The organism is Streptomyces sp. NPDC052040, assembly GCF_044548405.1.
Lineage (GTDB): Bacteria > Actinomycetota > Actinomycetes > Streptomycetales > Streptomycetaceae > Streptomyces.
On record NZ_JBIUBV010000011.1, the window covers coordinates 78,217 to 95,821 of the forward strand.

Genomic DNA, 17,605 nt, shown 5'->3' on the forward strand with positions numbered 1-17,605 from the left:
CGGGCGTGCGGGGCGAGGCGGTGTGCGCGGGGTGGGGCGGTGGGGGTAGTTCTGCGGAGCGGGCCGGGCCCAAGGGGGACCGACCGCCGCTCCGGGCCTAGGAGCCCAGGACCGTGGTCAGGAACTCCCCCACCCAGCCCAGCAGTTCCCGTCCGACCAGTGGCTTGCCGCCCACCTTCGCGGTCTTGGGGCGGGGCACCAGCACCTGGTGCAGGGCGGGCTTGATGACGGTCCCCGGGTACAGGCGCTTCAGGCGCAGCTCCTGGGACTCCCGCAACTCCACCGGCGCGAAACGGATGTTGGTGCCCTGGAGCACGATCTCGCCGACACCGCAGGCGCGGGCGAGCATCCGCAGGCCCGCCACCAGCAGCAGGTTCTCGACCGGCTCGGGGAGCTTGCCGTAGCGGTCGGTCAGTTCCTCGCGTACGTGCTTGATGTCCTCCTCCGAGTTCACGGAGGCGATCGCGCGGTAGGCCTGGAGGCGCAGCCGCTCGCCGGGCGCGTAGTCGTGCGGGACATGCGCGTCGACCGGCAGTTCGATCTTGACCTCCAGCGGCGGCTCCTCCTCCACACCGCCCTCCAGGGACGCCCGGTAGTCCGCGACCGCCTCGCCGACCATCCGTACGTACAGATCGAAACCGACGCCCGCGATATGGCCCGACTGCTCGCCGCCGAGCAGATTGCCCGCGCCGCGGATCTCCAGGTCCTTCATCGCCACATACATGCCCGCGCCCATCTCCGTGTGCTGGGCGATGGTCGCCAGACGCTCGTGGGCCGTCTCCGTCAGCGGCTTCTCCGGCGGGTACAGGAAGTAGGCGTAGCCCCGCTCGCGGCCGCGGCCCACCCGGCCGCGGAGCTGGTGCAGCTGGGAGAGTCCGAAGTTGTCGCCGCGCTCCACGATCAGGGTGTTGGCGTTGGAGATGTCGATGCCCGACTCGACGATCGTGGTGGAGACCAGGACGTCGTACTTCTTCTCCCAGAAGTCGACGACCACCTGCTCCAGCGTCTGCTCCGACATCTGGCCGTGGGCGGTGGCGATCCGCGCCTCGGGGACGATCTCGCGCAGCCGCGCCGCGGCCCGGTCGATCGACTCCACCCGGTTGTGGATGTAGAAGACCTGTCCCTCGCGCAGCAGTTCACGGCGGATGGCGGCGCCGATCTGCTTCTCCTCGTACGGCCCGACGAAGGTGAGCACCGGGTGGCGCTCCTCGGGCGGTGTGGTGATCGTGGACATCTCCCGGATGCCCGTCACCGCCATCTCCAAAGTCCTCGGGATGGGGGTCGCGGACATGGTCAGGACGTCGACGTTGGCGCGCAGCTTCTTCAGCTGCTCCTTGTGCTCGACACCGAAGCGCTGCTCCTCGTCGACGATGACCAGGCCCAGGTCCTTGAACTTCGTCTCCGACGAGAACAGCCGGTGCGTGCCGATCACGATGTCCACCGCGCCCTCGCGCAGGCCCTCCAGGACCGCCTTGGCCTCCGTGTCGGTCTGGAAGCGGGAGAGCGCCTTCACACTCACCGGGAACTGGGAGTAGCGCTCGGAGAAGGTGCCGAAGTGCTGCTGCACCAGCAGGGTGGTGGGGACGAGGACCGCGACCTGCTTGCCGTCCTGCACCGCCTTGAAGGCGGCCCGCACCGCGATCTCCGTCTTGCCGTAGCCCACGTCGCCGCAGATCAGGCGGTCCATCGGGACCGTCTTCTCCATGTCCTCCTTGACCTCGGCGATCGTGGTCAGCTGGTCCGGGGTCTCCGCGTACGGGAACGCGTCCTCCAACTCCCGCTGCCACGGCGTGTCCTGGCCGAAGGCATGGCCGGGCGCCGCCATCCGCGCGCTGTACAGCTTGATCAGGTCCGCGGCGATCTCCTTGACCGCCTTCTTCGCGCGCGCCTTGGTCTTCGTCCAGTCGGCGCCGCCGAGGCGGTGCAGGGTCGGGGCCTCGCCGCCGACGTACTTGGTGATCTGCTCCAGCTGGTCGGTCGGGATGTAGAGCCGGTCACCGGGCTGGCCGCGCTTGGCGGGGGCGTACTCCACCACCAGGTACTCGCGGGTCGCGCCCTGGACCGTGCGCTGCACCATCTCGATGTAGCGGCCGACGCCGTGCTGCTCATGGACGATGTAGTCGCCGGACTCCAGGGTCAGCGGGTCGATCGTCTTGCGGCGGCGGGCCGGCATCCGGGCGCCGTCACGTCCGGCCGTCCTCTGGCCGGTGAGGTCGGTCTCGGTGAGGACGGCGAGCCGCAGCGCCGGATCCACGAAGCCGTACTCGATGGATCCGCACGCCACCTGCACCACCGAGGGGGACAGGTCCCCGAGGTCGGCGTCCAGCCGGGCCGCGATGCCCTCGTTGCCGAGCACCTCGACCGTGCGGGTCGCCGGGCCGTGGCCCTCCGTCACAAAGACCGCGCGCCAGCCGTCGGCGAGCCAGCCCTTGGTGTCGGCGAGGGCCTTGGCGGTGTCGCCGCGGTAGGTCTCGGGGGCGTGCATGCCCAGCTTGAGGGTGTCCCCGTCGAGGACCAGGTCGTCGTCGCCCGCCGCGAACGGCGACACCGACCACCACATCATGCCCAGCTCACGGGCGCGGTCCCGGACGTCCGCGATGGACCACAGGGAGGCCGCGCCGACGTCGATCGGTGCCTCGCCGCCGCCCGCCGTGGCCGCCCAGGACGCCTGGAGGAACTCCTGACTGGTCGCCACCAGGTCGGCCGCCCTGGTCCGCACCCGCTCCGGGTCGCACACGACGGCCATGGCGCCCCGGGGCAGGACGTCGATCAGGAGTTCCATGTCGTCGACGAGTACGGGGGCGAGGGACTCCATGCCCTCCACGGCGATCCCCTCGGCGATCTTGCCGAGCAGTTCGCCCAGTTCGGGGTGGCGTTCGGCGAGGGCGGCGGCCCGGCCTCGCACCTCCTCGGTGAGCAGCAGCTCACGGCACGGCGGTGCCCACAGGCCGTGCTCGGCGACCTCGAGGGAGCGCTGGTCGGCCACCTTGAAGTAGCGGATCTCCTCGACGTCGTCGCCCCAGAACTCGACCCTCAGCGGGTGTTCCTCGGTGGGCGGGAAGACATCCAGGATGCCGCCGCGCACGGCGAACTCGCCGCGCTTCTCCACCAGCTCCACCCGGGAGTACGCGGCCGCGGCGAGGGCGTCCACCACATCGTTCAGGTCGGCCTGCCGACCGGTGCGCAGGGCGACAGGTTCCAAGTCTCCCAGGCCCTTGACCTGGGGCTGGAGCACGGAGCGCACAGGGGCGACCACCACGGAGACGGGGCCGGTCTCCGGATCGTCCTGGCTGGGGTGGGCGAGGCGTCTGAGAACGGCGAGGCGTCGGCCCACGGTGTCGCTGCGCGGGCTGAGCCGCTCGTGCGGGAGCGTCTCCCACGACGGGTACTCCACGACGCGGTCCGGCGGCAGCAGGGAGCGGAGGGCGGCGACGAGGTCCTCGGCCTCGCGTCCGGTCGCGGTGACGGCGAGGACGGGCCTGCCCGCGTCCCGGGCCAGCCCGGCCACGGCGAAGGGACGGGCGGCCGGGGGGCCGACCAGGTCGACGTGCATCCGGTTGCCGTCGGTCGCGGCCTTGACCGCTTCCGTGAGTGCGGCGTCCTTGACGACGGCGTCGAGCAGACCGTGCAGGCTCATGAGGGGGTATCCCGTCCCGGGTGGGCAACACGAACACCCGGCCACGAGGCTGTCGGGGGGCCGGGGGTCTCCAGCCTACGACGCCGCCTCTCCCGACGCCGGGCCCCGCACGAGGGTGCCGGGCCCACAGGAGGGTGCCGGGCCACCCGGCGGAAGGAAGGCGGCCGGGCCCTCGTGCGGGTGCCGGGACGCCCGAGGGCTGCCGGGCCCCGTACGAGGGCCGGGCAGCCCCGGGGCGGCTTCGGGTGCCGGGACTACTCCGTGGCGATGGCGTTCAGTACGTTCATCCGGCCCGCGCGAAAGGCCGGGACCAGTGCCGCGAGCAGGCCCACGAAGGCCGAGCCGATGAAGACCGCGATGATCGTGGGCCACGGGATGTCCAGGACCTTCAGTCCCTGGAGGGCGAGCAGCTTCTGGGCCGTCGCGCCCCAGCCCATGCCCAGGCCCAGCCCCAGCAGGGCGCCGAAGAGGGCGATCACCACGGACTCCAGGCGGATCATCCGGCGCAGCTGACGGCGGGAGAGGCCTATCGCGCGCATCAGGCCGATCTCACGGGTCCGCTCCACCACCGACAGCGCCAGCGTGTTCACCACACCCAGGACGGCAACGATGATCGCGAGGGCCAGCAGGCCGTAGATCATGTTCAGCAGCTGGCCTATCTGGTCCTTCAGCGCCTTCTTGTAGTCGGTCTGGTCACGGACCGTGTACTGCGGATAGTCGTGCAGCGCCGACTTCAGCGCCGTGTACGCGGCGGCCTGCTGCCCGTCCTTGGCCGAGGCGAAGACCAGCACATCGAGCGGCATCCTGTCGGCCGGCACATAGGTCGCCACCGTCGCGGTCGACACATACATCGCGCCCTTGTCGATCACCACGTCGTCGCTGGTGATCGCGCGGACCGTGATCCGGGCCGTCCTGCCGTCGCGGAAGCCGACCGTGACCTTCGAACCGAGCCGGATGCCGTGCTTCTCGGCGAAGCTCTGGTGGACGGACATCGAGTCGGGCCGGTAGACGTCCGCGAGCTTGCCCGCGACCATCTTGGTGCGCAGGTCCTGCGTATAGGTCGGGTCGGTGGCGTTGAGGGTCTCCTTGGAGGTGCGGCCGTCGGGCATGGTCAGTGAGACGTCCACCGCCCGGTACTCGGTGACCCGCTTCAGGCCCGGCGTCGACTTCACGGCCCGCACCGCCTGGGGAGTGATCAGCTGGCCGCTGTCCGACTGGATGATGAAGTCGGTGCCGACCGTCTTGTCGAGCTGGTCCGTCGCCGAGGCCACCATCGAGGAGCCCACCACGGACAGACAGGCGACCAGCGCGAGTCCGATCATCAGCGCGGCGCCCGTCGCTCCGGTGCGGCGCGGGTTGCGCAGGGCATTGCGCTCGGCCATCCGGCCGACCGGGCCGAAGATCCGCAGCAGGACCGCGCCGAGCGCCCGGACGACTCCGCCCGCGAGCAGCGGACCGACCACGACGAAGCCGATGAGCGAAAGGACCACGCCGAGGCCGAGCCAGAGCGAACCGGTCCGGGCCCGGTCGTCCGCGGCGGCCAGATACAGACCGGCACCGCCCGCCGCGGTGAGGAGCAGCCCCAGCACGGCCCGCACCCGTCCGGCCTTGGCGTCCGCGGGGGCGCCCGCGTCGCGCAGCGCCGCCATCGGGGAGACCTTCCCGGCCCGCCGGGCGGGCAGATAGGCGGCCAGGACCGTGACCACCACGCCCAGCGCCAGGCCGGTCACCGGGGTGGTCCAGGCGACCGTCAGGTCGTCGGTGGACAGTTCCATGCCCATGGACCCCATGAGCTTCATCAGACCGACCGCGATACCGACGCCCGCGCCGACGCCCAGCACCGACCCGAACACGCCGAGCAGGAACGCCTCCACCAGGACGGAGCGGTTGACCTGTTTCCGGGAGGAGCCGATGGCCCGCATCAGGCCGATCTCCCGGGTGCGCTGGGCGACCAGCATCGAGAAGGTGTTGATGATCAGGAAGATGCCGACGAGGAAGGCGATCCCGGCGAAGCCGAGCATCGCGTACTTCATCACGTTCAGAAAGCTCGCGATGCTCTTCTGGTTGGCGTCCGAGACCTCCTTGGCGGTCTGCACCTTGTAGCCGCCGCCGAGCCTGGCCGACACGTTCCGCTTCAGCTGGGTGTCGCTCACCCCGGCCGCGGCGGTGACATTGACGTCGGTGTAGACACCCGTCCTGCCGATCAGGGTCTGCTGGGCGGTCCTGGTGTCCAGGTAGAAGATCGCGGCACCGGGGTTGGTGACGGTGAACTCGGCGATGCCCGAGATCCTCGCGGTGTGCGTGCCGACCGCGCTGATCACACCGATCTCGTCACCGAGCGCCAGATGGTGCCGGTCGGCGGTGTCGGCGTCGATCATCACCTGGCCGGAGCCGTGCGGGGCCGCACCGGAGGTGATCTTCATGGTGCGGGCGTCGTTGCTGTTCCAGCTGCCGACGATGGTGGGCGCGCCGCTCTTGGGCGACAGGTTGTGCTTGCCGGAGTCGACGACGGTCACCGAGGTCGAGAAGACGGTGCCCTCCGCGGACTTCACCCCGCTGGTGCGCCGCACCTCGTCGAGGACGGGGGAGGGAAAGACGGGCGGTCTGCCGTTGCCCGAGCTGGTCTCACCGGTGTCCGAGGCACCCTTGGCGCTGACCGTGACATCGGAGGAGGTGGCCGTGAACAGCTTGTCGAACGTCGTGTTCATGGTGTCGGTGAACACGAGCGTGCCGCACACGAACGCCACCGACAGCAGGACCGCGACGGCCGACAGGGCCATCCGCCCCTTGTGCGCGAAGAAGTTGCGCATCGAGGTCTTCAGCACGGTCATGACGTACGCCCCCGGGCGTCGAAGTCCTTCATGCGGTCGAGGACCTGGTCCGCGGTGGGCTGCCGCATCTCGTCGACGATCCGCCCGTCGGCCAGATACAGCACCCGGTCCGCGTAGGACGCGGCGACCGGGTCGTGCGTCACCATGACGATGGTCTGGCCGAGTTCGTCCACCGAGCGGCGCAGGAAGCCCAGCACCTCCGCCCCGGCCCGTGAGTCGAGGTTTCCGGTGGGCTCGTCGCCGAAGATGATCTCGGGCCGGGCCGCCAGGGCACGGGCCACGGCGACGCGCTGCTGCTGGCCGCCGGAGAGCTGGTTGGGCCGGTGCTTGAGGCGTCCCGCGAGGCCCACGGTCTCCACGACACGGTCCAGCCAGGCACGGTCGGGCTTGCGGCCCGCTATGTCCATGGGCAGCGTGATGTTCTCTAGCGCGTTGAGCGTCGGCAGCAGGTTGAACGCCTGGAAGATGAAGCCGATCCGGTCCCGGCGCAGCCGGGTGAGCTTCTTGTCCTTCAGACCGGTGATCTCGGTCTCGTCGAGAAATATCTGACCGCTCGTCACGGTGTCGAGGCCGGCGAGGCAGTGCATCAGCGTGGACTTGCCGGACCCCGAGGGGCCCATGATCGCGGTGAACTGGCCTCTGGCGATGTCCACATCGACATGGTCGAGTGCGACGACACGGGTCTCCCCGGCCCCGTAGGCCTTGACGACCTGCCGCGCTCGCGCGGCAACGGCCGTACGCCCTCCTGTGCCCCCATGCCTCGGAACGGTCACGGCCGTTGTCATGACAAAACTCCCTTACAGGTCAGCTGTGGTCAGCTGTAGGTCGACTGTTGGATCAGCGAAGTGGACGCGCGGTGGCGCGCCGGGTGGATCACATGGATCACGTGGCTGACTTGGACCACGTGGAGGACATGGACCACGGGGATGACTGGATACATCGATCAGTCTGCTGGCGCAGGAGCCCGTCCGCGCTGGTGCCCGGCCCCGTCTTCCGCTGGGGAAAACCCCACCCCTTCCACTGCGGCCGACACGACCCCCGTGCGTGCCGGCCGCTCCCCAGCGGCATAAAGCCAGGTTAAGGACGCCCCGGCCGTCCGCTCGTCCTCCGCCGGAACGAACCGCCCCCGAGCCCTGCCACGGAGGCACCCCTAGGGGCTGCCCCGCGGCAGGCGGCTCCTTTCTCAGGGTCGGCTCCACCCCCCGGAAGTCCGAATTTCCACCCTCCCGTCGCGTCAGGGTCAAGTGGGAAGCTTGCATGCGGCGGACAACAAGCGAGCGGGCCACGGACGGTGGTCAACGGGCAGCAAGTAGCAAGGGTCAGGCACCAAGCGTCAGGCACTGAGCATCAGGCACCAGGCATGAGGCACCAGGGGGAAGCGGTGGACAGGACGACACCCGCGCTGCGCGAGACCGCGCGGCGCACGGGAACCGACCGGCGCGGCGCCGTCGTCGCCGCGCTGATGCTGGCGATGGCACTCGCCGCGCTCGACTCGACCGTCGTGTCGACGGCCGTACCGCAGATCGTCGGCGACCTCGGCGGCTTCTCCGTCTTCTCCTGGCTGTTCTCGGGATATCTGCTGGCCGTGACGGTGACCCTGCCCGTCTACGGCAAACTCTCCGACACCGTGGGCCGCAAGCCGGTGCTGATCGCGGGCGCGGCGGTCTTCCTGCTCGGCTCCCTGCTGTGCGCGGCCGCCTGGAACATGGGGGCGCTGATCGCCTTCCGTGTCGTGCAGGGACTGGGCGGCGGCGCGCTCCAGGGCACGGTCCAGACGCTGGCCGCCGATCTGTATCCGCTGGAGGAACGGCCGAAGATCCAGGCCAGGCTGTCCACGGTGTGGGCGGTGTCCGCGATCGCGGGCCCGGCGCTCGGCGGGATCCTCGCCGCCTACGCGGACTGGCGCTGGATCTTCCTCGTCAACCTGCCGATCGGCGCCCTCGCCCTGTGGCTGATCGTCCGCCATCTGCACGAACCGCACCGCGCGGTGCGCACCCGGCCCCGTATCGACTGGGCGGGCGCGCTCGCGGTGTTCGCCTGCGGGGGCGTTCTGCTGACGGCGCTGGTCCAGGGTGGGGTGGCCTGGGCCTGGCTGTCGCCGCCCTCGCTGGCGCTGTTCGGGACGGGACTCGCCCTGGTCGCGCTGGTGGTGGCGATCGAGCGGCGGGCGGCGGAGCCGATCATCCCGGGATGGGTGTGGCGGCGCCGTACGATCGCCGCGGTCAATCTGGCGTTCGGCGCGCTGGGGCTGCTGATGGTCGCCCCGACGGTGTTCCTGCCGACCTATGCGCAGGGAGTGCTCGGACTCGCCCCGGTCACGGCCGGGTTCGTCCTGTCCGTGTGGACGGTGAGCTGGCCCCTGTCCGCGGCGCTGAGCCAGCATGTGTACCGGCGCCTCGGCTTCCGCGACACCGCCCTGCTCGGCATCGGCGTGGCGGCGCTGCTCCTGCTGGCCTTTCCCTTTCTGCCGTACCCGGGCGCGGCCTGGCAGCCGGTCCTGCTGATGCTGCTGCTGGGCGGCGCACTCGGCCTCTTCCAGCTTCCGCTGATCGTGGGCGTCCAGTCGACGGTCGGCTGGGCGGAACGCGGCACGACGACCGCCTCGGTGCTCTTCTGCCGGCAGACCGGTCAGACCGTGGGGGCGTCCCTCTTCGGCGCGGTCGCCAACGGCGTACTGGCGGCACGTCTGGGCGGCACCGGCGACCTCGACTCCATCGCCCGGGGCCTCGGCACCGGCGCCACGGCCGAGACGACACGCCGGGCGATCGCGGCCGCGGTCCACGCGGTGTACCTGGGCGCGTCCTGCGCGGCCGCGCTCGCCTTCGCGGTCCTGCTGTGCTGGGCACCGCGCCGCTTCCCGGTGCTGGGAAACTCGGGGGACTGAGGGGGCCCCTGGGCCTCTCCCGGTCTACTCCGCGGCGGCCCGGCCCGTCAGTATGGCGAGGCTGTTGCGGACATGGTCCATCTGGGCCTGGACGCAGTCCCAGGTCTCGCCGTGTTCGCGCAGGATCCGTTCCGTCTCCCGCGCGATACGGTCCTCGCGCAGCCGCGCCCCGGCGACCAGTTCGGCGGCATGCGCCTCGGCGTCCGCCTGCACCCGCCGCCCCGCCTCCTCCGCCTCGGCGAGCGCCCGCTCCGCCTCCGCGAGGGCTGCCTCCGCCTGCGCCACCTGCTGCTCCTCCCACACCTGGAGCTCCGCAAGCCGCTGCGCCTCCGCGCGCTCCTCGTCCGCCCAGCGCTCGGCCTGCTCCCGCTCCTGCTCGGCCAGCAGGGTCTCCGTGCGCTGCCGCACCTCCCGCAGCGCGGCCAGCGCCTCCGCGCGCCCCTCCTTCACCTCGCGCCGCGCCGCGACCCGCACATCGTCGGCCTCGGCCCGGGCAGCCAACAGCCGGGTCCGGATCCGCTCCTCGGCCTCGCCGCGCGTCTCGTCGGCGTACGCCTGCGCGGTCTCCCGCACCCGGCGCGCCTCTTCCTCCGCCCTGGTGACCCGGCGCGTCGCGTTCTCCCGGGCGCCCTCGCGCACCGCCCGGGCTTCCTCCTGCGCCAGGTCGAAGAGCCGCCGGGCGCCCTCGCCGAGCGACTCGTAGGTCTGCGGGAGCAGCTGCGCCACCGTCTCGCGCAGCCGTGCCAGTTCGGCTTCCATGTCCCGGGCCAGGACGGTCAGCCGGGCGGCCCGTTCCCAGGCGCCGTCACGCTCCCGGGAGAGGGCGGCGGTGTACGCGTCGACCTGGTCGGGACGGTAGCCGCGCCGCACGGACGCGAAGCCGTACGGCGACCCCGATGCGCTGCTCATCGTGGAACCCCTCTCCACCTGACCCACACGAAGCGACGATTCGCGCACATCCTTATGGATCAGACGGAAGTGTTCATAACACGACACTCCGCGCATAAGCAATGGACAGGGGTGGACGGGTAGATACAGGTGGGTAGATACGGGCGGGGAGATGCGCGCGGGGTCGCGCAGGAGTCGCGGGCGCCGCCGTACGCCACGGCACACCCCTGGCGCATCGCGCGCCCGGGGCGTTGCCGTACGCCTCCGCGCGCGCAGGCCGAAAAGGGCCGGGTCCGGTCGCACGAAGGAGTGTGATCGGACCCGGCCCTTGACGGTATGTCAGCGGCGGCCGGTCACAGCAGACCGTCCCACATCTGCTCCAGCAGCACCGACCACCAGCTGTCCGGCGAGGCCAGCGCCGCCGGGTCGAGAGCGGCCAGCCGGGCCTGGAAGTCGACGGTCCAGCGCCCCGCCTGCTCCTGGTTGAGCCCGTACCGCAGCCGCCACATCCCGCCGAGCAGCGCCAGACAGCGCACGAACTCGGGCAGCCCCGTGTTCACATACTGCGGCGGTACGGGGGCGCCGCCCGGCCCCGCCTCCACGGGCACCGCGACGATGTGCGCCGTGCCGTACTGCACACAGACCGCCTTGCCGAAGTCGCTGCCGAGGACGAGATACGAGCCCGCGTCCGCCGCCGGCTGCAAGCCGCGCTCCTGCGCCAGTTCGGCCAGCGTCGGCACCGGTCGGCCCGGCTGCGCCTGTGCCCAGAAGAACGGACCCATGTCGTACGGCAGCCCCGCCACCATCAGAAGCCGCGCCACGATCGGCGGGACCCCCTGCCGGGCGACCGCGGCCTGCTCGAACCGGAAGACCCCGGGCCCGAACGCGGCAGCCAGCTCCTGCGCGATGCCCTCCGGCGGGACCGGCGGCGCGGGCTGCACCGACGGCAGCGGCGCACGTACCGGACCGGGGCGCGCCGGACCGTCCGCGACCTGGTGCAACTCACCCTGATGTGCGAGGAGTTGCTGCATGCCCTGCCGGCGTGAGGCGTGGTCGGTGCCGTACGGGGCGATGCTGGCGATCCGGGCCTGGGGCCAGTTCTCGCGGATCATCCGCGCGCAGTAGGCACCCGGCAGCTCACACGACTCCAACTCCGTGTGCAGCTCAAGGACCTGGTCCGGCGGGACGTTCATGGCCCGCAGCTCGTGGAAGATCTGCCACTCCGGGTGCGGGGTGCCCGGCGCCGAACGCCGGATCAACTGCTGCTCGGAGCCGTCCTGTGCGCGGTAGCGCAGCACGGCCTGATAGCCGGGGCCGACAGTCGGCCTGCCCTGCGGATAGCCGTACGACGGCGCCGCACCGGGCGTCGGCTGCGAGGCACCGGGGTGCCCACCGGGCGGTCCGGGCTGCCCACCGGGCGCTCCGGACTGCCCACCGGGGGCGCTCGGGGGTGGCGGGGGCGCCCCCGGACCACCCGCGGGAGGTCCGGCCAGCACGGTTTCGGCGTGGTGCACCGCACCGGGAGGGGGAGGGGTGGGGGCAGTGGGAGCGGGAGGGGTGCTTCCGTGGAGAGGTGTGGGGACGGCGCCAGACACGGGGGCGGCGCCGGGCGCAGGCACAGGGGCAGGGGCAGGGGCAGGGGCAGGGGCAGGGGCAGGGGCAGGGGCAGAGACGGGTGAAGGGGCGGGGCCCGGGGCTGCCGGGACGCCGGGGGCGCCCGGCGTGCCCGGAGCGGCGGGGATTCCGGCCTTGCCGGACATGCCCGCGCCCCCGGGCGGAACCTGAGGCATGGGCGCACTCGGGGCTGCCGGCGGCACCGGCGGCATGGGCGCACCGGGAGCACCCTGCGGAACCACAGGCATGGGCGTGCCTGGAGCACCCTGCCCAACCGGCGGCATGGAAGCGCCCGTAGCACCCGACGGCACCCCCGGGCCGACGGGCGGACCCGCCAGCATCGTGGGCGCGTGGTCCGCACCGGTGGGCGTACCCATCGGCGGAGTCGCGGCACCCGAAGGCTGCGGCGCTCCCGGGGCCTGCTCGGCAGCCGGGCGCACCGCCGGGGCGGCGGGAGCGTCCGGGCCGGGCGAGGAGACCATCTGCGTGGGGACGTAACCGGCCACCGGGGCGGCCGAGGCGGAAGCCTGGGGCATGGCACCGGGTCGCGCCCCCGGCGCACCGGGAGCGCCCGGCGGATGCGGCACACCACCGGCGCCCGCGGCGCGCGGCGGCGCCGCCTTGCTGGTGACGGCATCGGCGATGTCCTCCGCGTCCGGCGCCAGCCGCGGCCCGGACGCCGGGTCGGGCCCGGACGCGGGTGCAGCCGCAGCCGCAGCCGCAGCCGCAGCCGCAGCCGCAGCCGCAGCGACCGGAGCCTGCGGCGCACCGGGCGGTTGCGGCACACCAGCCGGTTGCGGCGCGGGCGGAGCCGAGGGGATGCCGGGCGGCTGCGGACCTTCCGCAGGCGCGGGCCCCGGCGGTGGAGGCGGACCCTGCGGCACAGCGGGCCGCTGCGGCACGGCAGGCGGTTGCGGCGCGCCCGCAACCGGCGGCATACCCAAAACCGGTGGCGTGCTCGAAGCCGAAGGGATCCCGGGCGGTTGCGGCACAGCCGAAGACGACGGCGCGTCCGAACCATGGGTCCCGCCGCCCGGTGCCCCGAGAGCGAAATCGCCGGAGATCGCACTCTGCAACACGGTCTCCGCCTCCGGCGCGGACACGGGCGGCGGCGCACCGTCCCCGTTGTCGCTCATCGGCGAAGCGGACACGATCTCCGGCAGCGGCACCGAACGGTCCTCGCCCTCCTCGGCGTTGGTGTCCGTCCCCGCCCACGGCGTGGCACCCTCGGGAACCCCCGGCACCGCGTCCCGCACCTCGTCAGTGCCCCCGGCCACCGGCCACGACGCCGTAACCGCACCCGCCGACGTAGACATAGACGCAGACGTACCGGGCGACGCAGGCGTACCAACCGACGCCCCCGGACCCTCCACCGGCTCCGGGCCCTCCTCGAACCACTCGGGCGGACTCAGCAGGAACGACGTCTGGTTGAGGTCGGCCCGGGCCGCGGGCGGCGGCGTCTGCCCGGCCGTCGCGCCCTGCGCCGCGTACTCCTCCTCGTAGCGCCGGATCACCTCGCCCACCGGGAGTCCCGGCCACAGCGTCGCCTCACCGCTGTCCCGGGCGACGACGAGCCGCTGCGCGCCCCCGTCCGACCGCGGCCCCTCGGCGCGGTCCTCCGCCCACACCACAAAACCGAGGCCGAACTCCCGTACCCGCACCTCACGATGCTGGTAGGCCGGAACGTCCCCGTTGATCCACTCCTCCGCGCGCTCCTGCGCCTGAGCGAACGTCACCATGGCCCGTACTCACTCCCCTGCCCGGGACGCCGACGGCACCGGCACCGGCACCGCACGCGCGAACCCGCCGTCCACCATCAGATCCGCCACCGTCTCCAACTCCGGCGGGCTGCCCGCCAGCCGGGACAGAAAGCCGTCGAAGTCGTCACCGCACGGCAGCAGCAGCCGCTCCACCCGCTCGGCGGGCGTCCACGACGCGTCCACGTCCCGCACATCGTCGTACGCGCAGAACCAGACCGAACCGGTCCGGTCCCCCCGCACCTTCACTGCCAGCAGGCCGCCCTGCACAAAGGCGACGCCCAGATAGTCCTTCGTCAGATGGTCCCGAAGACACTTGTTCACATACACCAGGTCATTGACCGCGGCCTCGTCGCGCACCGTGAAGAACGGCTGGTCGACCAGCAGCCCCCACTCCACGTCCAGCGCCACACCCACCGGAGCGCACCCGCCCGCCGCCTTCAGGAAGGACCGGTACGCCCCCGGCAGCCGGTACCCCAAGTCCTCCTCGACACCCAGGACCTGCTGCTCCGTCACCGCCACCGCGGACCTCGGCAGCCCGAAGTGCGCCGGGCGCGTCTCCGCCAGCGAACGCGTCCCCCGCTTCTCCTGGTCCACGGCCGCCGTGGCGATCCCCCCGTGATGCCGCAGCAGCGCCTTCACCTCGACCGGAACCAGCTCCAGCCGACGCGACCCGCGCACGTGGTGCCACGTCCAGCCGTGCGGCGTCGCCACCGCGGGCACCGTCTCCCACAGCTCATGCCCGGACGCCGCCAGCACCGCGTTCGCCGACACGCAGTCCGTCAGCCGCAACTCGTCGACCCCGAAGCCCTCCGGCGGATCCGCGATCTCCGCCACCGCACGCGCGTAGGGCGAGAAATCGGGATAGCCGTACGCGTCCACCCGCACCCCGCCCGGATGACGAGCGGCCCGGACCGGATCCGGAAAGTGCACGACCTGACCCGCATAGGCCGCGTTGGGCGGCGTGGGGCGCCCTCCGGCCCGGCTGCCGGGAGGTATCCCCACCCCGAGCCGACCTGTCGTCATGACGGTTGCCCCCTGCGGCGATCTGTCTGGCCTTGTACGGCGGTGTCGTTCACGGACGCCGACAGCCTATGCGGTACGACGACACCGGTCACCGGCCGCCGGAACCGCCCCCGCGCGCCGCCCGACAGGTACCGTGACCAGCCGTGACCGGCCGTGACCGGACAACGGGCGCCGGGCGTGTCGCGGTGCCCCAGCTTCCGCACCGGCCACGGCATTTGGCAGGCTGTGTCCCGCCCGGGGGGATGCAAGGGAGGGGAAAGCAATCATGAACGCGACACCAACGGACACCACAGGCGACCCGCGCATCGGCTGGAGCACCGCCGAGACGGTTCCCACCCCCACGCTGCGCCACCGCCGTGACGGCATACTCCCCACCATCGCCGCCGCGCTCTCCGTCCGCGGCACCACCCTCACCGGCACCGCCGCACGCGGCGACCAGCCCCCCGCCCTGCACCCCCTCGTCCAGGACTTCCTCGACAGCCTCAGCAGCAGCCGGCGCGACCGCTTCACCGGACGCTGCGCCGAAGCCATCCTCATCTCGCGCCATCTGACCTCGGCGGACGCCACCCGCAGCAAACGCGCCTCCCGCAAGCCGATGACCAACGGCGAGGCCCGCAAAGCCCTCAAGCACGCCAAACTCACCGCCCGCCGCATCCGTGAGGACGGCGACCCGCTGCACGGCAGCTTCGCCGCCCCCTGCCGCGCCTGCACCGCACTCAGCAGCCACTTCGGCGTCCGCATCGTCGACCCCACGGCACAGAACTGACCCCCCTCGACCCGGACCACACGTCCTCGACCCGGACCACACGTCCCCTCACCGACCGCACCACACCGCACGACGCAACACCCGACCGCACCCGCACGAACGCGCACCGGACCACACCGCACCACACGAAGACCCACCCGACCACGGGACACCCCACGCGCCGGTCCACGGCACTCGACGAACGAAGGGCAGATGCACGCCGACCGCTCCCCCGTCCCTCAGCCCTCGACCCCGCTCGACCAGGGACGACCGCCCACCCGCTTTCCCGCCCTCGTGGACACCGCACTGCGCGCCGCCGGCTGGCAGCCCGGCCGCTGGAACATAAAGCAGGCCGAACTCTGGGCCGACACCCTGCGCGGCCACACCTCCCCGGCGGGCCACCGGCACACGGTCTTCCCCGCGGCCGTCGAGGCGTGGGCGGAATTCGGCGACCTCCGCCTCACCCCCCAGGGCCCCGGCCGCCGGGTCGCCCCGGCCGCCCTCCACCTGGACCCGCTGCACGGCCTGCACCTGGCCCGCACCCTCGGCGACCTCGGCCGCGCACTCGGCACCGATGTGTGCCCCCTCGGCGAGGAAACCGACAGCCGCGCCCTTCTCGCCATCGACGCCGAAGGCCGCGTCCACGTCCTCGACCACACCGGCGACTGGTACGCGGGCCCCGACATCGACCACGCCCTCACCGCACTGCTCACCGGCATCGAACCGGTACGCCTCACCGCCGGGTGACCCCGCCCCCGTACCCCGGCGGTCCCCCCACCGCTCGCGCTACACCGCCCCCGCCGGAATCACCGCCGACACCCGGAACCCGCCCGCGTCCGTGGGCCCCGACACAAACACCCCGCCCAGCGCGCCGACCCGCTCCTTCATCCCCACCAGGCCATTGCCCCCACTCGGCAGCCGCGCCGCGCGCGCCGACCCCGGCTCCTCGGGCGGCTCGTTCTCCACCTGCATCGCGATCTCCGCCGCCCGATGCGCCAGCCGCACACGCGTCTTCGCCCCTGCCGCGTGCTTGTGCACATTGGTCAGCGCCTCCTGCACCACCCGGTACGCGGTCTGCTCGACCTCCCGGGCATACGGACGCGCCTCCCCCTCCACCGACAGACTGACCACCATCCCGGCCGCCGCCGACTGCCCGATCAATTCCTCCAGCTCCGCCAGGCACGGCCCCTCGGCGGGATCCTCCGCCACCCGCGACGCCGCGGCCGCGGCAGCCGCCCCCACCGCCGCCAGCGGCACCCCCGACCGCGCGGGCCGCTCCCCGGACTCCCCCGTCCGCAGCACCCCGAGCATCTCCCGCAGCTCGGTCAGCGCCTGCCGCCCCATGTCCCCGACCAGCGCGGCGTTGCGCACCGCCTTCTCCGGATCCTTCCGCGCCACCGCCTGCAACGCCGCGGCATGCACCACCATCAGGCTCACCCGGTGCGCCACCACGTCATGCATGTCCCGGGCGATCCGGGTCCGCTCCTCGTTCCGCGCCCACTCCGCCCGCTCCTCCGCCCGCTCCGCGAGCAGCATCAGCTCCCGCTCCAGCGAGTCGGCCCGCTCCCGCAGGCTCTCCATCAGCCGCCGCCGCGCCCCGATGTACAACCCCAGCAGCACCGGCGGAGCCGTCATCCCCAGCGCCGTGGTCACGGACAGAAACGGAATGACGCCGCCGGTGATCGACAGCTCCCCCCGGACCATCCCCTGATGCGCCCGCACATACGTCACGATGAACATCCCCGCGAACGACATGCCCGCCAGCGCGGCCGTGATCCGCCGGGGCAGCTCCGAGGCCGCCAGCGTGTACAGCCCGACCACGCCCATCAGAAAGCCCATCTGGGCGGGCGTGATCGCTATGGACACCAGCACCACGGCCACCGGCCACCGGCGCCGCAGCAGCAGGGTGCAACCGGCCAGCAGCCCGAACACCATCCCCACAGGGACGAACAGACCGGCGTCCCGCGAGAACTGGATCCCCTCAAGCCCGCACTCCGCGGCGGACAGCGCGGCAAGCGATACGTCGAGCACGGCACTGCGCCGCCGCACCCACCACCAGGGGCCCTCCCCGGCCCCTGCGCGGACTTCCCCCGTCGTGGTCATGCTCCCAGCCTACGGGCGGAAAGCAGGGGTTTTCCGGTGAGTTTCGACGGCCGCGTCACACCACAGTCCGTAATCAAACAAAAGCGAAACCGACGGGAATCCCTCGAACTGTCGAATCGC

General features: G+C 72.3%; 10 protein-coding genes. 3 read left to right on the plus strand and 7 right to left on the minus strand.

Annotated elements, in window-relative coordinates:
- Positions 1 to 97 precede the first annotated feature (97 nt).
- The 3 genes from mfd to ACIHAA_RS21910 all read right to left on the minus strand — a co-directional run bounded on the left by mfd (position 98) and on the right by ACIHAA_RS21910 (position 7,253).
- Positions 98 to 3,637: a transcription-repair coupling factor gene (gene mfd, locus ACIHAA_RS21900; RefSeq protein WP_399819625.1), complete on the minus strand. Its 3,540-nt coding sequence runs from the start codon at positions 3,635 to 3,637 to the stop codon at positions 98 to 100.
- Positions 3,638 to 3,891: 254 nt separating this feature from the next.
- Positions 3,892 to 6,468, minus strand: coding sequence for an ABC transporter permease (locus ACIHAA_RS21905; protein ID WP_399819627.1), 2,577 nt, complete (start codon positions 6,466 to 6,468; stop codon positions 3,892 to 3,894).
- A complete protein-coding gene (locus ACIHAA_RS21910) occupies positions 6,465 to 7,253 on the minus strand; it encodes an ABC transporter ATP-binding protein (protein WP_399819629.1) in 789 nt (262 codons plus the stop codon). The genes ACIHAA_RS21905 and ACIHAA_RS21910 overlap by 4 nt, the downstream gene beginning before the upstream one ends.
- A 575-nt stretch (positions 7,254 to 7,828) precedes the next feature.
- Here ACIHAA_RS21910 and ACIHAA_RS21915 point away from each other — a divergent pair.
- Positions 7,829 to 9,352 carry an MFS transporter gene (locus tag ACIHAA_RS21915; protein WP_399819631.1) on the plus strand — a complete coding sequence of 508 codons (1,524 nt, stop codon included), beginning with the start codon at positions 7,829 to 7,831 and terminating at the stop codon, positions 9,350 to 9,352.
- A gap of 24 nt (positions 9,353 to 9,376) precedes the next feature.
- Here ACIHAA_RS21915 and ACIHAA_RS21920 read toward each other — a convergent pair whose 3' ends face one another.
- From ACIHAA_RS21920 to ACIHAA_RS21930, 3 genes are all read right to left on the minus strand, one after another.
- Positions 9,377 to 10,261 (minus strand): cellulose-binding protein, encoded by an 885-nt coding sequence (locus ACIHAA_RS21920; RefSeq protein ID WP_399819633.1) that lies wholly within the window; start codon positions 10,259 to 10,261, stop codon positions 9,377 to 9,379.
- Between the two features lie 332 nt (positions 10,262 to 10,593).
- On the minus strand, positions 10,594 to 13,593 hold the full coding sequence (locus tag ACIHAA_RS21925; protein WP_399819635.1) for an SUKH-4 family immunity protein: 3,000 nt from the start codon (positions 13,591 to 13,593) through the stop codon (positions 10,594 to 10,596).
- A gap of 9 nt (positions 13,594 to 13,602) precedes the next feature.
- Positions 13,603 to 14,637, minus strand: coding sequence for an SMI1/KNR4 family protein (locus ACIHAA_RS21930; RefSeq protein ID WP_399819637.1), 1,035 nt, complete (start codon positions 14,635 to 14,637; stop codon positions 13,603 to 13,605).
- Between the two features lie 265 nt (positions 14,638 to 14,902).
- Between ACIHAA_RS21930 and ACIHAA_RS21935 the strand changes: the two genes are divergently transcribed.
- Both ACIHAA_RS21935 and ACIHAA_RS21940 read left to right on the plus strand, forming a co-directional pair.
- Positions 14,903 to 15,403: a YwqJ-related putative deaminase gene (locus ACIHAA_RS21935; protein WP_399819639.1), complete on the plus strand. Its 501-nt coding sequence runs from the start codon at positions 14,903 to 14,905 to the stop codon at positions 15,401 to 15,403.
- Positions 15,404 to 15,595: 192 nt separating this feature from the next.
- The gene (locus tag ACIHAA_RS21940) at positions 15,596 to 16,129 is read left to right on the plus strand and encodes an SUKH-3 domain-containing protein (protein WP_399819641.1); all 534 of its coding nucleotides are present in this window, start codon (positions 15,596 to 15,598) and stop codon (positions 16,127 to 16,129) included.
- A 39-nt stretch (positions 16,130 to 16,168) separates the two neighbouring features.
- Here the strand turns inward: ACIHAA_RS21940 and ACIHAA_RS21945 are convergent, their stop codons facing one another.
- Complete coding sequence (locus ACIHAA_RS21945; RefSeq protein ID WP_399819643.1) at positions 16,169 to 17,485, minus strand: sensor histidine kinase; 1,317 nt, start codon at positions 17,483 to 17,485, stop codon at positions 16,169 to 16,171.
- Between the last annotated feature and the right edge of the window lie 120 nt (positions 17,486 to 17,605).